13 protein-coding genes are annotated in these 14,829 nt (G+C 68.5%); 8 read left to right on the top strand and 5 right to left on the bottom strand.

Annotated elements, in window-relative coordinates:
* Window positions 1-80 precede the first annotated feature (80 nt).
* Window positions 81-1,109, bottom strand: coding sequence for a sulfonate ABC transporter substrate-binding protein (locus WT60_RS13765; protein WP_060356769.1), 1,029 nt, complete (start codon window positions 1,107-1,109; stop codon window positions 81-83).
* Between the two features lie 865 nt (window positions 1,110-1,974).
* Here WT60_RS13765 and WT60_RS13755 point away from each other — a divergent pair.
* The gene (locus WT60_RS13755) at window positions 1,975-3,702 is read left to right on the top strand and encodes a sensor histidine kinase (RefSeq protein ID WP_060356770.1); all 1,728 of its coding nucleotides are present in this window, start codon (window positions 1,975-1,977) and stop codon (window positions 3,700-3,702) included.
* Between the two features lie 70 nt (window positions 3,703-3,772).
* On the opposite strand, the gene arsC is transcribed toward WT60_RS13755, so the two are convergent.
* From arsC to WT60_RS13740, 3 genes are read right to left on the bottom strand one after another with little or no spacing between them, the layout of a single operon-like run.
* Window positions 3,773-4,198, bottom strand: a complete 426-nt coding sequence (gene arsC / locus WT60_RS13750; protein ID WP_038744834.1) for an arsenate reductase (glutaredoxin) — start codon at window positions 4,196-4,198, stop codon at window positions 3,773-3,775.
* Between the two features lie 22 nt (window positions 4,199-4,220).
* Window positions 4,221-5,297, bottom strand: coding sequence for an ACR3 family arsenite efflux transporter (gene arsB, locus WT60_RS13745; protein ID WP_038744751.1), 1,077 nt, complete (start codon window positions 5,295-5,297; stop codon window positions 4,221-4,223).
* A complete protein-coding gene (locus tag WT60_RS13740; protein ID WP_038744752.1) occupies window positions 5,294-5,626 on the bottom strand; it encodes a metalloregulator ArsR/SmtB family transcription factor in 333 nt (110 codons plus the stop codon). Before WT60_RS13740 ends, arsB begins: the two co-directional genes overlap by 4 nt.
* 443 nt (window positions 5,627-6,069) lie before the next feature.
* On the opposite strand from WT60_RS13740, the gene WT60_RS13730 reads away from it, so the two are divergent.
* The 7 genes from WT60_RS13730 (at window position 6,070) to WT60_RS13700 (ending at window position 12,884) form a co-directional block, all read left to right on the top strand.
* The gene (locus tag WT60_RS13730; protein WP_060356771.1) at window positions 6,070-7,311 is read left to right on the top strand and encodes an aspartyl protease family protein; all 1,242 of its coding nucleotides are present in this window, start codon (window positions 6,070-6,072) and stop codon (window positions 7,309-7,311) included.
* Window positions 7,312-7,705: 394 nt separating this feature from the next.
* Window positions 7,706-8,422 (top strand): c-type cytochrome, encoded by a 717-nt coding sequence (locus WT60_RS13725; protein ID WP_060356772.1) that lies wholly within the window; start codon window positions 7,706-7,708, stop codon window positions 8,420-8,422.
* Entirely contained in the window at window positions 8,422-9,714 is a 1,293-nt protein-coding gene (locus WT60_RS13720; protein WP_060356773.1) for a cytochrome c, read from the top strand. Before WT60_RS13725 ends, WT60_RS13720 begins: the two co-directional genes overlap by 1 nt.
* Before the next feature lie 7 nt (window positions 9,715-9,721).
* Window positions 9,722-9,904 carry a hypothetical protein gene (locus tag WT60_RS13715; RefSeq protein WP_004534842.1) on the top strand — a complete coding sequence of 61 codons (183 nt, stop codon included), beginning with the start codon at window positions 9,722-9,724 and terminating at the stop codon, window positions 9,902-9,904.
* Between the two features lie 25 nt (window positions 9,905-9,929).
* Window positions 9,930-10,487: a cytochrome C oxidase subunit II gene (locus WT60_RS13710; RefSeq protein WP_059575298.1), complete on the top strand. Its 558-nt coding sequence runs from the start codon at window positions 9,930-9,932 to the stop codon at window positions 10,485-10,487.
* On the top strand, window positions 10,474-12,099 hold the full coding sequence (locus tag WT60_RS13705) for a b(o/a)3-type cytochrome-c oxidase subunit 1 (protein ID WP_059575299.1): 1,626 nt from the start codon (window positions 10,474-10,476) through the stop codon (window positions 12,097-12,099). Before WT60_RS13710 ends, WT60_RS13705 begins: the two co-directional genes overlap by 14 nt.
* Window positions 12,096-12,884, top strand: coding sequence for a c-type cytochrome (locus tag WT60_RS13700; protein ID WP_060356774.1), 789 nt, complete (start codon window positions 12,096-12,098; stop codon window positions 12,882-12,884). Before WT60_RS13705 ends, WT60_RS13700 begins: the two co-directional genes overlap by 4 nt.
* Before the next feature lie 476 nt (window positions 12,885-13,360).
* On the opposite strand, the gene WT60_RS13695 is transcribed toward WT60_RS13700, so the two are convergent.
* Window positions 13,361-14,818 (bottom strand): HDOD domain-containing protein, encoded by a 1,458-nt coding sequence (locus tag WT60_RS13695; RefSeq protein ID WP_038744760.1) that lies wholly within the window; start codon window positions 14,816-14,818, stop codon window positions 13,361-13,363.
* Window positions 14,819-14,829 lie beyond the last annotated feature (11 nt).

Below are 14,829 nucleotides of genomic sequence, written 5' to 3'. Positions count from 1 at the left end.
CGAACGGATGTCGGCGCATCGTCCGTCGCAAGCGAGCCGCGCTCGGCGTTTCGCTCGCGACAAGTGCGACAGGCGAGGACCTACGCCGCTTGCCAGCGCGCGGCCGCGACGTCGATCTTGCGCGGAATCAGCTTGAGGCTCGCAAACGTATCGGCGATTTGCTGCTGATATGCGAGCGCCGAGGCGTCGATCGGCTGCACGCCGTAGCTTGCGCGCTTCAACGCGCGTTCGAGCGTCGCCGTGTCGAGGCCGACGAGCGGTGACAATTGCGCCGCGACGGCGGCCACGTTCTCGCGCGCCCAGCGATCGACCGCGCCGACTTCGTCGAGCAGCGCGCGCACGAGTTGCGGCTCGGCGTCGGCGAACTTCCGGCTCGCGAGGTAGTACTGCGTGTTGTTCACGAGCCCCTCTCCGTTCGCGATCACGCGCGCGTTCGCTTGCCGCTCGACCGCGGCGAGATAGGGGTCCCAGATCACCCAGGCGTCGACGCCGCGTTGCGCGAACGCCGCGCGTGCGTCGGCGGGCGCGAGATAGACGGGCGTGATGTCGCGGTAGTCGATCTTCGCGCGCTGCAGCGCCTTGACGAGCAGAAAGTGAACGTTCGAGCCTTTGTTGAGCGCGATCTTTTTGCCGCGCAGATCGGCGAGCGCGCGAATCGGCGAATCGTGCGGCACGACGATCGCTTCGCCCTGCGGCGCGGGCGGCTCGCTGCCGACGTAGACGAAATCGACGCCGCCCGCGAGCGCGAACACGGGCGGCGTCTCGCCGACGGTGCCGACGTCGATCGCGCCGGCGTTCAGGCCTTCGAGCAGTTGCGGCCCGCCGGGAAACTCGACCCACTGGATCGCGACGTGCTGATCCGCGAGCCGCTTCTCGAGCGAGCCGCGCGCTTTCAGGACGACGAAGTTGCCGTATTTCTGATAGCCGATCCGCAGCGTTTTCGCGTTGCGCTGCGCGCGCGCGGCGCCGCTTGCCGACAACGCGGCGAGGCCGCCCAACAGCGGGGCGGCGAACGCGGTCGCGCCCGCCGCTTTGAGCAGCGTGCGTCGCGTGTCGTCGTGGGCGCGGGGGAGAGCGGTGGTGGTGCGAGGCGTATCGTGATCGGTCATGTGGCTTTTCGGTCGATGCGGTTCTTGCGCGCGATGCGATCGCGCCGCTTGCACGATTCGCGGCCGCGCGGCCGCGTCGCGAATCCGTCGTCATCATCGTCGGCGCGCGCGAAGCGGGTCAATGGCCGGCTTCGACTTTGTTCTGCTATCGATTTCGCGTGAAAGAATTTGTGAGCGTGGCGTGGCGTGGCGTGGCGTGGTGTGGCTCGGCTTGGCTTGGCGTGCGTGCGAGGGCGCAGAACACAGGGCATGGAGCACGGAGCACGGAGCACGGAGCACGGAGCACAGAGCACGGAGCACGGAGCACAGAGCACAGAGCACAGAGCACAGAGCACGGAGCATCGCCGATGAATGCCTGCCGTGCGCGCGTGGCGCATTGGTCGAGCGCATGTCGGCGCGTCGAGCATTCGTGGCGCGCCACATCGCGCCCGGCTCGGACCGCCATGCTCGATGCGCGGCGATTATCGGGTGGCGCAGTGCACAGGCTTGACGGTGCGATTTCGGGAGCGGGAAGCGGGCGACCGAGCCGGGCCCTGAGCATCCGATGAGCGTTGTCGCACGGAGGAACTCGACGACCATCGCCCGGTTCGACGCTCGAGGATTCGCGCTCCAACATCATCGAGCGGCCCGGCGCACGGCACTCGAGCGCCAGGCGTGCGAATCCCGAGCCCCGCAGCCCGCCTGGGCGGAACCGATCCATCTCCGCGAAAGCACGATTGCTGCGTCGCAGCGCCCACGCCCGCCGCCGATCCCGCCCGGTGCGCCCCTGCTTTTCATGAGTCAAGATCGATTTCATAATAGGCGCGCCGCGGGATCGCGCGACATGCCCGAGCAGCGAGCAAGCTTGCCGATGGGGGGAACCAGAATGGGCGAGTTGGCGGACGAATCGAGAATTTTCCTGTCGACGCTACAGCCGGAGCGCCGCGAGCGCAGGCTCGCGATGACGGCGGTGGTGCTGTCCGTGGTCCTGTTCGCCACGCTCGCGCCGTTCGTGCGCATCCAGATGCCGCAGGTCTGGGCGTTCATTCCGATCTATCAGTCGGCGATCGTGATCTGCGATCTGATCACGGCGGGCCTGCTGCTCGGCCAGTTCGGCATCCTGCGCACCACGTCGCTCGTCGTGCTCGCCGGCGGCTATTTGTTCACGGCCTGCATGGCGAGCGTGCACATGCTCACGTTCCCCGGCCTCTTCCTGCCGAGCGGACTGCTCGACGCGGGCCCGCAGACGACCGCATGGCTCTACATGTTCTGGCACGGCGGCTTTCCGCTTTGCGTCATCGCCTATACGTTCGTCAGCCGCCGCGAGCGCGGGCAGCCGCTCTACACCGGGCGGCTTGCGCTGCCCGTGATCGCCTGCGTCGGCACGGCGCTCGTCGCGACGGGCGCGTTCGCCGCGCTCGCGACGAGCGGCCGCGAACTGCTGCCCGCGATCATGCAGAATCAGCACTACACGCCGCTCATGCGCGGCGTCGTCACGACGGTCTGGCTGACGACGCTCGGTGCGCTGATCCTGCTCGCGTCGCGTCGGCCGCATTCGGTGCTCGATCTGTGGCTCGTCGTCGTGCTGTGCGCGTGGCTCCTCGACATTGCGCTGTCGGCCGTCCTCAATCACGGGCGCTTCGATCTCGGCTTCTACGCGGGGCGCATCTACGGCCTCGTCGCGTCGAGCTTCGTGCTGCTCGCGCTGTTGCTCGAGAACGGCAAGCTGTACGCGCGCACGGTTCATGCGCTGCAGGGCGAGCGGGTCGAGCACCGGCGCGTGCAGGAGAAAACCGTGCAGTTGAACGAAGCGAACGAGCTGCTCGAGCAGCGCGTCGCCGAGCGCACGCGCGAGCTGCTCGCCGCGAACAGCGAGCTGCGGCGCGAGATCGCCGAGCGCGAGCGCGCGGAGGAGGCGCTCGCGCGCTCGCGCGAAGAGCTGCGCGAGATCGCCGCGATCAGTTCGACCGCGCGCGAGCAGGAGCGCGGCCGCATCGCGCGCGAGTTGCACGACGAGCTCGCGCAGACGCTCGCGATGCTGCGGCTCGATCTCGAACGCGTGTCGACGGCGGGCAATGAGCTCGCGGGACGTTTCTCGGAGATGCGCGGGCTGCTCGACGGCGCGGTGGCGGCGACGCGCCGGATCGCGTCCGATCTGCGGCCGCTGATGCTCGACGATCTCGGGCTCGTCCCGGCGATCCAGTGGCTCGTGCAGGCGTTCCAGCAGCGGCATGGAATCGATTGCTCGCTGATCGTCGAGCCGCCCGAGCTCGATCTCGGCGAGCCGCAGGCGAGCACGACGTTCCGCATCCTGCAGGAATCGCTGACGAACGTCGGGCGTCACGCGCGCGCATCGCACGTCGACATCCGGCTCATCGCCGACGATCGCGAGGTGATGCTGTGCATCCGCGACGACGGCGTCGGCTTCGACACCGCGAATCCGCGCAAGCCGAATTCGTTCGGGCTCGTCGGCCTGCGCGAGCGCGCGTACCTGGTGCAGGGCACGCTGTCGGTGGAGACGGCGCCGGGGCAGGGTACGACAATCGAGGTCCATATTCCGCTCGTGCAGTCGCACGGCGTGACTGTCCTGCAAAGCGGCGAGCTGCGCGAGTGACGCGGCGGTGCGGTGTGGCGCGGTGAGGTGCGATGTGGTGTGATGTGGTGCGGCGAAGCCGCCGCGCGCGTCAGCGGCCGGCGCCCGGGCTGCGCGGGTCGATCACGACTTCGCCGTCTTCCTTCGTGAACGGGCCGCGCAGCGGCGACGGCAGGATCTCCAGCACGCGCTCGGACGGCCGGCAGAGCCGCACGCCGAGCGGCGTGACGACGAACGGCCGGTTGATCAGGATCGGATGCGCGAGCATCGCGTCGATCAGTTGCGCGTCGGTGAGCGTCGCGTCGGCGAGGCCGAGCTCCGCATACGGCGTGCCCTTCTCGCGCAGCGCGTCGCGCACCGCGAGACCCGCGTCGGCGATCAGCCTGACGAGCGTCGCGCGTTCGGGCGGCGCGTTCAGATATTCGACGATGCGCGGCTCGATGCCGGCGTGGCGGATCATGGCGAGCGTGTTGCGCGACGTGCCGCAGTCGGGGTTGTGATAGATCGTGACGGACATCATGGACCTCGCTGGATTTCGGTCAGGCGTCGCGCTCGAGCGCCGACGCATACCAGCGGCGCGACCGGTTGACGACGCCGACGACGAACAGCATGACGGGCACTTCGATCAGCACGCCGACCACCGTGGCGAGCGCGGCGCCCGAGCGCACGCCGAACAGGCTGATCGCGGTCGCGACCGCGAGCTCGAAGAAATTGCTCGCCGCGATGAGGCTCGACGGCCCGGCGACGCAGTGCGCGACGCGCAGGCGCCGGTTGACGAGATACGCGAGCCCCGAGTTGAAGAGCACTTGCAGCGTGATCGGCACGGCGAGGAGCGCGATGACGAGCGGCGCGTCGACGATCGCCTGGCCCTGGAACGCGAACAGCAGCACGAGCGTCGCGAGGAGCGCGGCGATCGACCACGGGCCGAGCGCGGCGATCGTGCGTTGCAGGCGGTTTTCGCCGCGCGCGAGCAGCACGCGGCGCAAGCACTGCGCGAAGGCGACGGGCGCGACGATGTAAAGGCCGACCGACACGAGCAGCGTGTCCCAGGGCACGACGATCGCCGACAGGCCGAGCAGCAGCGCGACGAGCGGCGCGAATGCGACGACCATCACCGCGTCGTTCAGCGCGACCTGCGACAGCGTGAAATACGGATCGCCGTCGCAGAGCTGCGACCACACGAACACCATCGCGGTGCACGGCGCCGCGGCGAGCAGGATCAGGCCGGCGACGTAGCTGTCGAGCTCGCTCGCGGGCAGCCAATGCGCGAACAGGTGGCGCACGAACAGCCAGCCGAGAAGCGCCATCGAGAACGGCTTGACGAGCCAATTGACGGCGAGCGTGACGCCGATCCCGCGCCAGTGTCGCCCGACTTGCGAGAGCGACGCGAAGTCGATCTTCAGCAGCATCGGCACGATCATCACCCAGATCAGCAGGCCGACGGGGACGTTCACGTGCGCGATCTCGAGCCGCGCGAGCGCATGGAAGAAGCCGGGCAACAGCTTGCCGAGCGCGATGCCGGCGACGATGCAAAGCGCGACCCACGCGCTCAGATAGCGCTCGAAGAAGCCGATCGCCGGGCGGGGCGGCAGGCCGATGCGGGCCGATTGCGTCATTGCCCGGCCTCCTTGCAGACGGCGCCGCGCGCGATGCCGCAAGGCGCGCCCGCGCAGCAGTTGTCGGTCAGAAAGCCGATCAGCTCGTTCATCGCGCCGAAGTTGGCGGAGTAGATCACGTAGCGGCCGTCCTGGCGCGCGTGCACGAGCGACGCGTGCGCGAGGTCCTTCAAATGGAACGACAGGCGCGATGGCGCGATGTCGAGCGCTTGGGCGAGATCGCCGGCCGGCATGCCGTCCGCGCCGGCGACGACGAGCAGGCGGTAGATCGCGAGCCGGGATTCATGAGCGAGCGCGCCGAGCGCGCGGATGACGATGGATGAGTCCATGCGCGGAGGATAGCCGCATCGATTCATTATTTCAAGAAATATTGAAATAATGCGGCGGCGGAGCAGGCGGCCGTTGCTCGTGCCGGCCTGCTTCGCTTTGTCCCGTTCACGTTGTCCGGCCTTCCGCCCATGCCGTCCCGGCCCTCGCGAGCCGGCGGCGGCAACCGGCGCGCTGCCGGCTCGGCGGGCGCGGCGCGCGGCGTTGCGCGAACGAGCGGCGGAGCGGCGCCAGAGCGCATTCTTCGAAAAGGCGCGAACAAAAGTCGACAGCACGCCGCAGCGCGTTTCGATAGAATCGCCGATCCTTACATCGTGTTTTCGTCGAGCGGGCGCGCGCCGTCCGCGCGGCTTACGACGCGGCATCGGACGCGGCATGCGCCGCGATTCGCCGTTTCCCGCGATGGTCCGCCCATCCTCACTTCGCCTCGCGCTTCCCGCCGTTCATGGTTCAACACGCAATCGCCTCGATGCCGTCGCCGACGCGCGCCGCATCCGCCTTCCTCCGCCGCGCGCCGCGCGCGTTGCCGATCGTCGCGCTCGTGTGCGCCGCCGCGCTTCTCGCGGCCGGCTGCCGCGAGCGCGACGAGCCGCCGCGCGGCGTCATGCCGGTGCTGAGCGCATCGTTCAAGCCGACGAGCGGCTTCGTCGTGCCCGTCGCGATCGCGGGCAAGACGTATCACTTTCTCGTCGACACGGGCGCGAGCCACACGGTGATCGACAATCGGCTCGCGCAATCGATCACGCAGCCGTCGACCGACGAACAGATTCCGATCGCGTACCGGACGATGCTCGAAAAAGGCCTGACGACCTCGGATGGCGTGCTGCCGCAGGAGCGCGTGCGCCTGTGGCAGCCGCTGCCGATCGCGCTCGGCAGCTACGAAGTGCCGAGCTTCTATCCGTGGCTCGGCCTCGATCTGTCGTTGCTGTCGCAGGTGTTCGGCACGCGGATCGACGGCGTCGTCGGCATCGAGATCTTTCGCCAGCTGAGCTGGATCGCCGACAATCGCAGCGGCACGCTGACGGCGTGGCGCAATCCGCCGGCCGGGCAGCGCTTTCAGCATTGCGTCCCGTATCAGGACAGCTTCGGCCAGTCGCCCGCCGTGAGCGTCGATTTCGGCGATCAATGGGCGATGTTCCGCTTCGATACGGGCGCGCGCCATTCGATCGTGTCGGCGCCGACGCTCGCGTTCCTCGCCGGCCGTCAGGCCGCCAAGCCGCTCGGCGGCACGGTGCCGAGCGTGTCGGCGAACGGCGTCGGCCAGTCGCGCGATTACTTCGCGAAAGGGCTGTCGTTCGACGGCAAGCCGATCGGCAGCCTGCGCATCGCCGAAGGCGGCGGCGACATGCTCGGGATGAACTTCCTCGCGCGCCTCGATCGCTACATGTTCGTGCCGAGCACGATGGAGTTTTGCTACGACGCGAGCCGCTTCACGCGGGACGATCCGCGGCCGCTGCGCACGATCGCGATCCGCTTCGTCGACGGCCATGTCGAGCTGTTCCACAATCGTCCGGACGATCTCGCGCGCTACGGCCTCGAGAACGGCGACGTGCTCGTCGAGATCGACGACAAGCGCGTCGATCCTTCGGCGATCGACGACGCGCGCGACCGACTGAGCACCGCGCCTTCGGGATCGCTCGAAATCGAGGTCGAACGCGGCGGCGAGCGCCGCCGCGTGCGGATTTGACGCACGGCGTTCGTCCGGCCGCGCGCGTCACGCGCCGCGGCCGCGTCGGCCCGCGCGGACCAGCCGCGCGTAACGCATTGCCGAATAAGGAAAAAGATCGCGACGCCGAGCGAGGCGTCGCGGGGCATTGCGCTTGGCGGGCGAGCGACGAAATTCAAAAAGCATGAGATTTGCGATCGAGCGGCCAATCGACTATCAATATAAAGAAGTACTCGATTGACATGAATCAACGCAAATCAACGGCGCTCATGAGATTTTCGCGTCATTGAAAATTTGAACAACAAGTTCCCATGAGACCAATGAAAGCGATGGTGCGCGCGACGGACCCGCTTGCCTCACGAGCCGCAGGGGCGGCTCGCGTCGATGGCGGGAACTGCATGCCTTGCCGGAGAGGATGACAGTGACCTCGAGACCCACCGCTGTACTTGCCGTGCTGTGCGGCTTGCTGAGCCAGACGGCGCTATCCCAGGAACCCCAGACGGAGCGCGCGCCCGACACGATGGAGGCGCGCGTGCTCGCATGCGCCGCATGCCACGGCCGGCGAGGCGAGGGGACGTCGAACGACTACTTCCCGCGCCTGTCCGGCAAGCCCGCCGGCTATCTGTACAACCAGCTCGTCGCGTTTCGCGACGGCCGGCGCAAGTACCCGCCGATGAACTATCTGCTCGCGTACCTGCCGGACGCGTACCTGCACCGGATCGCCGACCACTTCGCGAGCCAGCGGCCGCCGTTCCCGGCGATCGCGGCGCCCGCCGTCGCGCCCGCGGCGCTCGAGAGCGGCCGGCAGCTCGTGAAATCGGGCGACCCGTCGCGCAAGATTCCCGCGTGCGCGTCGTGCCACGGCGCGGCGCTGACGGGCATGGAGCCCGCCGTGCCGGGCCTGCTCGGACTGCACGCCGAATACCTGAGCGCGCAGCTCGGCGCGTGGCGTTACGGCACCCGCACGTCGATCGCGCCCGACTGCATGCAACAGGTCGCATCCCGCCTCACCGACACGGACGTGACCGCCATCTCCGCGTGGCTCGCTTCGCAGCCCGCGCCCGCGAACCCGTCGCCCGCCCCCGCGGGCTCGCTCGACATGCCGCTCGCATGCGGTAGCGAACCGCGTTAATGGAGGCCTCGGTGCACAAGCATTTGATCGTCAAATTCCGCGGTGCGCTCGCGAATGCCGCGCTCGCGCTGCTCGCGGCGGCGTTCGCCGCATCCGCCGCGCACGCGCAGCCCGCCGCCGACGCGGCGAGCGTCAAGCGCGGCGAATATCTGGCGCGCGCGGGCGACTGCATCGCGTGCCATACGGTGCCGGGCGAGAAGCTCTTCGCGGGCGGCCGCGCGATGCCGACGCCGTTCGGCACGCTGTATTCGCCGAACATCACGCCCGACAATGAGGCGGGTATCGGCAAATGGACGGCCGACGAGTTCTACACGATGATGCACACCGGGCGTTCGCGCGACGGCTCGCTGCTGTACCCGGCGATGCCGTTCGCCGCGTACACGAAGGTCACGCGCGCGGATTCGGACGCGATCTTCGCGTACCTGCGCTCGGTGCCGCCCGTGAAGCTCGCGAACCGGCCGCACGACATGCGCTTTCCGTACAACAACCGGCAGCTGCTGATCGGCTGGCGCACGCTGTTCTTCAAGGAGGGCGAATATCAGCCGGACAACTCGAAGTCGGCGGAATGGAATCGCGGCGCGTATCTCGTGCAGGGGCTCGGCCATTGCTCGATGTGCCACACCGCGATCAACGCGCTCGGCGGCAGCTCCGAATCGAACGCGTTCGAGGGCGGACTGATTCCGATGCAGGCGTGGTACGCGCCTTCGCTCACGTCGAACCGGGAAGCGGGGCTCGGCGACTGGAGCATCGCCGACATCACGGGGCTCCTGCAGGCGGGCGCATCGCATCGCGGCGCGGTGTACGGGCCGATGGCCGAAGTCGTCTACGACAGCCTGCAGCACCTGTCCGACGACGACGTGCGCGCGATGGCCGTGTATCTGAAGTCGCTGCCGCAGCGCGGCGGCGAGGCCGAGGCCGCGCTGAAGACGACGATGCCCGCATCGGAGCAGGCGCGCCTCCACAAGCTCGGCGCGAAGATCTACGACGCGCAGTGCGCGAGCTGCCACGGCAAGACGGGGCGCGGCAAGACGCCCGCGTTCCCGCCGCTCGCGGGCAACCAGTCGATCCAGATGACCTCCGCGGTGAACCCGATCCGCATGGTGCTGAACGGCGGCTATGCGCCCGGCACCGCGAAGAATCCCGAGCCCTACGGCATGCCGCCGTTCGCCCAGTCGCTGTCGGACGACGAAGTGGCCGCCGTGACGACGTTCATCCGCACCGCCTGGGGCAATCGCGGCACGCCGGTTTCCGCGAAGGAAGCCAACGCGCTGCGTTCCGCTCCGCTCTATTGAGGACATCATGAGCGACACTTCCCAACGACACGGGGGCGACCCCGAACCGCACGACGACGCGGTCGACGAGATCGTCCGCGCGGGGCCGCGCGGCGCGCTCGCGCTTGCCGGCACCGCGACCGCGATCGTGATCGCGCTGTGGTTCGCCTTTTACTTTCTCGTCTTCCTGCCTCGCGGCGTGATCCAATAAAACGGCTCCCATGTCCAAACAACCTATGCCAGACCGTCTCGACGGCGCGCAGCTCGCGGCCCGGATCGAGCGCAGGTGGGCGATCCTGGCCGTCGGCCTGATGGTCGTCCTCGTCGCCATGATGGTGTTCACCGGCCTGCATTGGGCGATGATGCCGCCGTCGCGCGTCGAAACGATCGATCCGACGACGCTGCACGTCTCCGGCGAATTCGTCGAGAGCAACCTCGGCACCGCGCGCGAGCCGGACGGCTCGGTCACGGTGCGCGTGATCGGCCAGCAGTATTCGTTCACGCCGCAGTGCATCCTCGTGCCGGCGAACACGCCCGTCACGTTCCGCGCGACGAGCGCGGACGTCGTGCACGGCTTCCTCATCACCGACACCAACATCAACTCGATGCTCGAGCCCGGCTACGTCGCGACGTTCCGGACGACCTTCGACAAGCCGAGGGACCACCTGATGCCGTGCCACGAGTATTGCGGCACGGGGCACGAGGGGATGTGGGCGCACGTCAAGGTCATTGACCGTGCGGAATTCGACAAACTGGCGTCCGGCGCGCGGAGACTGAGCTGTGTTAAAGAATAATCGACTGGTGCTCGCCCACTTCTGGCTCGCGTTCGCGGTGTTCGGCGTCGCGCTGCTGCTCGGCGCGTGGCAGATGCTCGCGCGCAGCCCGCTGCATCCTTGGCTCGGCAATCCCGAGCTCTACTATCGTTCGGTGACGGCGCACGGCTCCGTGATGGGCTACGTGTTCCCGACGCTGATCGCGATGGGCTTCGGCTACGCGATCAGCGAGCTCGCGCTCAAGATGCCGCTCGTCGGCCGCCGCTGGGCGTGGACGGGCTTCTGGCTGATCGCGCTCGGCTCGGTCGTCGCGATGACGCCCGTGTCGCTCGGCCTGTCGTCGGTGCTGTACACGTTCTATCCGCCGATGATCGGCAGCCCGTTCTACTACCTCGGTGTCGTGCTCGTCGTCGTCGGCTCGTGGATCTGGGTCGCGCTGATGTCGGTGAACCTGTATGCGTGGAAGAAGGGCAATCGCGGCAAGCCGATCCCGCTCGCGATGTTCGCGAACGTCGCGGGCGCGTATCTGTGGGGCTGGACCGCGGTCGGCGCCGCGATCGAGATCCTGTTCCAGATCCTGCCCGTCGCGGTCGGGCTCAAGTCGACGATCGACGCGGGCCTCGCGCGCGTGTTCTTCTCGTGGACGCTGCATGCGATCGTCTACTTCTGGCTGATCCCCGCGTACATCGCGTACTACACGCTCGTGCCGCGCGCGATCGGCGGCAAGCTGTACAGCGACGGGATGGCGCGCATCTCGTTCATCCTGTTCCTCGTCGGCGCGATGCCGATCGGCATTCACCACCTGTTCGCCGATCCGCAGGTGGGCTCCGGCTTCAAGTTCCTGCAATCGGTGTTCACGGCGCTCGTCGCGGTGCCGACGCTCCTCACGGTGTTCACGGTGTGCGCGTCGGTCGAGATCGCGGCGCGCCTGCGCGGCGGCAAGGGCGCGTTCGGCTGGCTGCGCGCGCTGCCGTGGCACGAGCCGATGATGCTCGCCGTCGCGTTCTCGTTCGTGATGCTCGGCTTCGGCGGCGCGGGCGGGCTCATCAACATGAGCTACCAGCTCGATTCGACGATCCACAACACGCAGTGGATCACGGGCCACTTCCACCTGATCTTCGGCGGCGCCGTCGTCATCATGTACTTCGCGATCGCCTACGAGCTGTGGCCGCATCTGACGGGCCGCGCGCTCGGCAGCCTGCGCCTCGTCAAGACGCAGCTGTGGCTGTGGTTCATCGGGATGATCGTCACGACGTTCCCGTGGCACTACGTCGGCATCCTCGGCATGCCGCGCCGGATGGCCTATTACGACTACAGCGACCCCGCGCTCGCGCCGCAGGCGGCGTGGGTGATCATGTCCGTCGTCGGCGCGCTGATCCTCGTCGCGTCGGCCGTGCTGTTCTTCGTCGTGCTGATACGCAGCCATTGCGGCGCGAAGGTGAAGCCCGCCGAGTTCACGTTCAGCTCGGCCGTCCACGAGCCGAAGACGCTGCCCGTCGCGCTCAACAGCTTCGCGCTGTGGATCGCGCTGATGATCGGCCTCACGGTCGTCAACTACGGCTATCCGATCGCGCAGCTGATGGCGCTCAAGCAACCGTCGGTGCCGGCGATCTACATGGGGGCGCAGCGATGAGCACGGAACGTCTGTTTTCGATTCGCAACCGCTGGTTCACGGTCAGTGTCGGTCTCACGCTGTTCGCGGTGGTCGCGTCGGTGCTGATCGGCTTCGTCTGGCTGCCGTCGGTGCAGAAGGACGCGCAGTTCCAGGGCATCTGGAACGCGATCTGCAGCGCGGCCGGCGTGCCGCGCGCATGGCTCGCGTCGCAGCCGGAGCCGGCGCCTTCGGCCGTCAAGACGAGCACGGTCGTCGTCACGCCGCAGATGATGGCGGGCGCGGACAGCCTGTCGATCGGCCGCGGCGCGACGCTCGCGATGCGCTGCACGATGTGTCACGGCGCGCGCGGGATGAGCGATGCGAATTCGCCGAACCTCGCGGGCCAGTACGCGGCCGTCATCTACAAGCAGTTGAAGGACTTCCAGACGGGCGCGCGCACGAACGCGGTGATGGCGCCGATGGTCGCGAACCTCACCGACCAGGACATGCGCGATCTCGCGGCGTTCTACTCGTATCTGCCGCACACCGCGACGCAGCTCGCCGCCGCGCCGCCGAAGATCGTCGCGAGCGGCGCGCCGATGCGCAACATCGCGCCGTGCGCGTCGTGCCACGGCGGGATGGACAACAAGGTCGGCGGGCCGCGGCTCGAAGGCGAGCCGGAGGTCTACATCAACGCGCAGTTGCAGGCGTTCGCGTCGGGCGCGCGGCACAACGACATCAGCGAGCAGATGCGCAACGTCGCGCGACAGATGACGCCCGGCGAGATCGCGGCCGCCGCGCGGTATTACGCGGGCCGGCCCTGACGGGCGGCGCGGTTGCGGCCGCGCTCCGGCGCGAGCCGCGAAGGTGGCGGGCGCGCGCGAACGCTGCGTCGCAGGCAACGCCGCATTGAAAGAAGCGGCAAACGGGGCGAGCCCGTTTGCCGCTTCTTGTTGATGACGGTCGATGAAGGAAGGCGGGCGCGTAGTGCGATGCGCACCGGGCGGGATATCGCGGTTCGGTGGCGGCGGGCTTCGGCGTGCGTTGGCGGATCGCCATCGCGCGGCGGCTGACGATGTTCGCCGGGGCCGACGATGCCCGGAAGCGCCAACGGTGCTCGAAAGGGCAGGCGGGGCGCGGCGGCCGCGTTGCGTCAGGCGCGCGAGCCGCGGCGCTTCGCGCTGCGCTGCGCGGCGAGCGGGTGGGGGCGAGTGCGAGCGCATCGAACCGTCCGTCGCCGCGTGCCGCGTGCGTCGCCGCATCGCGTGTGCGGCCGCGTTGCGCGCGGCTGCCGCGCGCACTATTTGTCGTCGGCCTGCGCGTCGTGAAAGAAGCGCCCGAGCTCGGTCGCGAGCTCGTTGAGCACGCCCATTTCCTGCTGCGTGATCTTGCGCGCCGGCTGGCCGGCCGACCAGTCGCCGTACAGCAGCGCGACCGCGTTTTGCTCCGCGGTCACGGGCAGCAGCACGAACGCGCGCGCGTCGTCGAACGCGTCCCGATACCACGCGGGCAGCCGCTTGACCATCTTCGGATCATGCGCGTTCTCGATGAAGATGCCGACCGAGTTCGTGATCGCGAGATGGAACACGTCGGGCTGGAACGCCTCGTGAAAGCGCAACTGTTCAAGCGTGGCGTCGACGTTCGGCCCGAAGCCGAGCCGCGCGGCGAACATGCCGTCGTCGCGCCGCACGAACATCACGGTGCGCGTGAACGCGAGGCCCGCGAGCACGCTTTCGGACGCGAGCGCGAGCACCGGGCCGAGCACGTGCTCGGACGGCAGCGCGCGCAGATCCGCGAGGCCCGCTTCGAGGCACGCCTGCGGCGTCGACGCGCCGCGCGCGATCTTGTCCGCGTTCGCGCGCAGCTCGACGATCTCGCGCATCACCGTGTCGCTCGTCTCTTCGCGCGACAGCGACGCCGCGATCTCGGCGAGCTCGTCCGCGCCGGTGCCGAGCGCGCCGTGAAAGCGGTGCGCGAGCGCCGCGATCCGTGCGTCGCGCTGCTGCGCGTGCAACGACGTGAGCGCGGTCGCGACGTCGGTCGAGCAGTGGCTCACCGCGCGCAGCCACTGGACGTCGTGCGGCGCGCCGTCGTTCGCGTCGAAGCGCGCCATGCCCGCGCGGATCAGCTCCGGCAGCCGCCAGCGCGACGCCGCCTCGAGGCCGATCTCGTCGAAGCCGACGCCGAGCACCGTGCGGCACGCGGCTTCGTCGTCGTCGTCATGCTCGGCCGCGCGCCGGCGGATCGCTTCCCACTCGGCGTCGAGATAGCAGACGACGAGCAGCTTGCCGACCTGGCGCATCAACGTGCAGACAACCGCTTCCTCGCCCGCGCGCAGATCGACATGCTCGGTCAGCTTGCGCGCGACGCAGCCCGACAGCAGCGCGCGGTTCAGTTCGAGCTTCGCGTCGATGCGGCGCGGCGCGCTGTGATGGAAATGGTCGACGAGCTTGAGCCCGACGACGAGATGGCCGACGGCGTCCATGCCGAGCACCATCAGCGCACGCGTGACGGTCGTGATGTTGCCGCCGAACGCCATGTACATCGCCGAGTTCGCGAGCCGCAGCACTTTTTGCGTCAGCGCGAAATCCGACAGCACGACGCGCACGAGCGCCGTGAAGTCGAGATCGTCGTTCTTCATCGCGGCCATCGTCGCGCGCAGCGCGTCCGACAGCAGCGGAAAATCGCCGCGCTCGTTCATCCGGGCCCAGAGCTTGTCGAGCAGCGCCGTTCGCGGCAGTTGTGCGGTGATTGGCATACGAATCAGTG

Origin of the sequence: Burkholderia sp. MSMB617WGS (assembly GCF_001532025.2) — a bacterium.
In the GTDB taxonomy this organism is placed as follows: Bacteria; Pseudomonadota; Gammaproteobacteria; order Burkholderiales; family Burkholderiaceae; genus Burkholderia; species Burkholderia savannae.
This window is presented reverse-complemented; position numbering and strand designations above follow the sequence as displayed.

Bases quoted from the DNA above. Each gene is read 5' to 3' on its own strand.
- arsC (WP_038744834.1), bottom strand. From the start codon at position 4,198: ATGTCCGTCACGATCTATCACAACCCCGACTGCGGCACGTCGCGCAAC.
- WT60_RS13720 (WP_060356773.1), top strand. From the start codon at position 8,422: ATGGAGGCCTCGGTGCACAAGCATTTGATCGTCAAATTCCGCGGTGCG.
- WT60_RS13725 (WP_060356772.1), top strand. From the start codon at position 7,706: ATGACAGTGACCTCGAGACCCACCGCTGTACTTGCCGTGCTGTGCGGC.
- WT60_RS13755 (WP_060356770.1), top strand. From the start codon at position 1,975: ATGGGCGAGTTGGCGGACGAATCGAGAATTTTCCTGTCGACGCTACAG.
- WT60_RS13700 (WP_060356774.1), top strand. From the start codon at position 12,096: ATGAGCACGGAACGTCTGTTTTCGATTCGCAACCGCTGGTTCACGGTC.
- WT60_RS13710 (WP_059575298.1), top strand. From the start codon at position 9,930: ATGCCAGACCGTCTCGACGGCGCGCAGCTCGCGGCCCGGATCGAGCGC.
- WT60_RS13740 (WP_038744752.1), bottom strand. From the start codon at position 5,626: ATGGACTCATCCATCGTCATCCGCGCGCTCGGCGCGCTCGCTCATGAA.
- WT60_RS13695 (WP_038744760.1), bottom strand. From the start codon at position 14,818: ATGCCAATCACCGCACAACTGCCGCGAACGGCGCTGCTCGACAAGCTC.
- arsB (WP_038744751.1), bottom strand. From the start codon at position 5,297: ATGACGCAATCGGCCCGCATCGGCCTGCCGCCCCGCCCGGCGATCGGC.
- WT60_RS13715 (WP_004534842.1), top strand. From the start codon at position 9,722: ATGAGCGACACTTCCCAACGACACGGGGGCGACCCCGAACCGCACGAC.
- WT60_RS13765 (WP_060356769.1), bottom strand. From the start codon at position 1,109: ATGACCGATCACGATACGCCTCGCACCACCACCGCTCTCCCCCGCGCC.
- WT60_RS13730 (WP_060356771.1), top strand. From the start codon at position 6,070: ATGGTTCAACACGCAATCGCCTCGATGCCGTCGCCGACGCGCGCCGCA.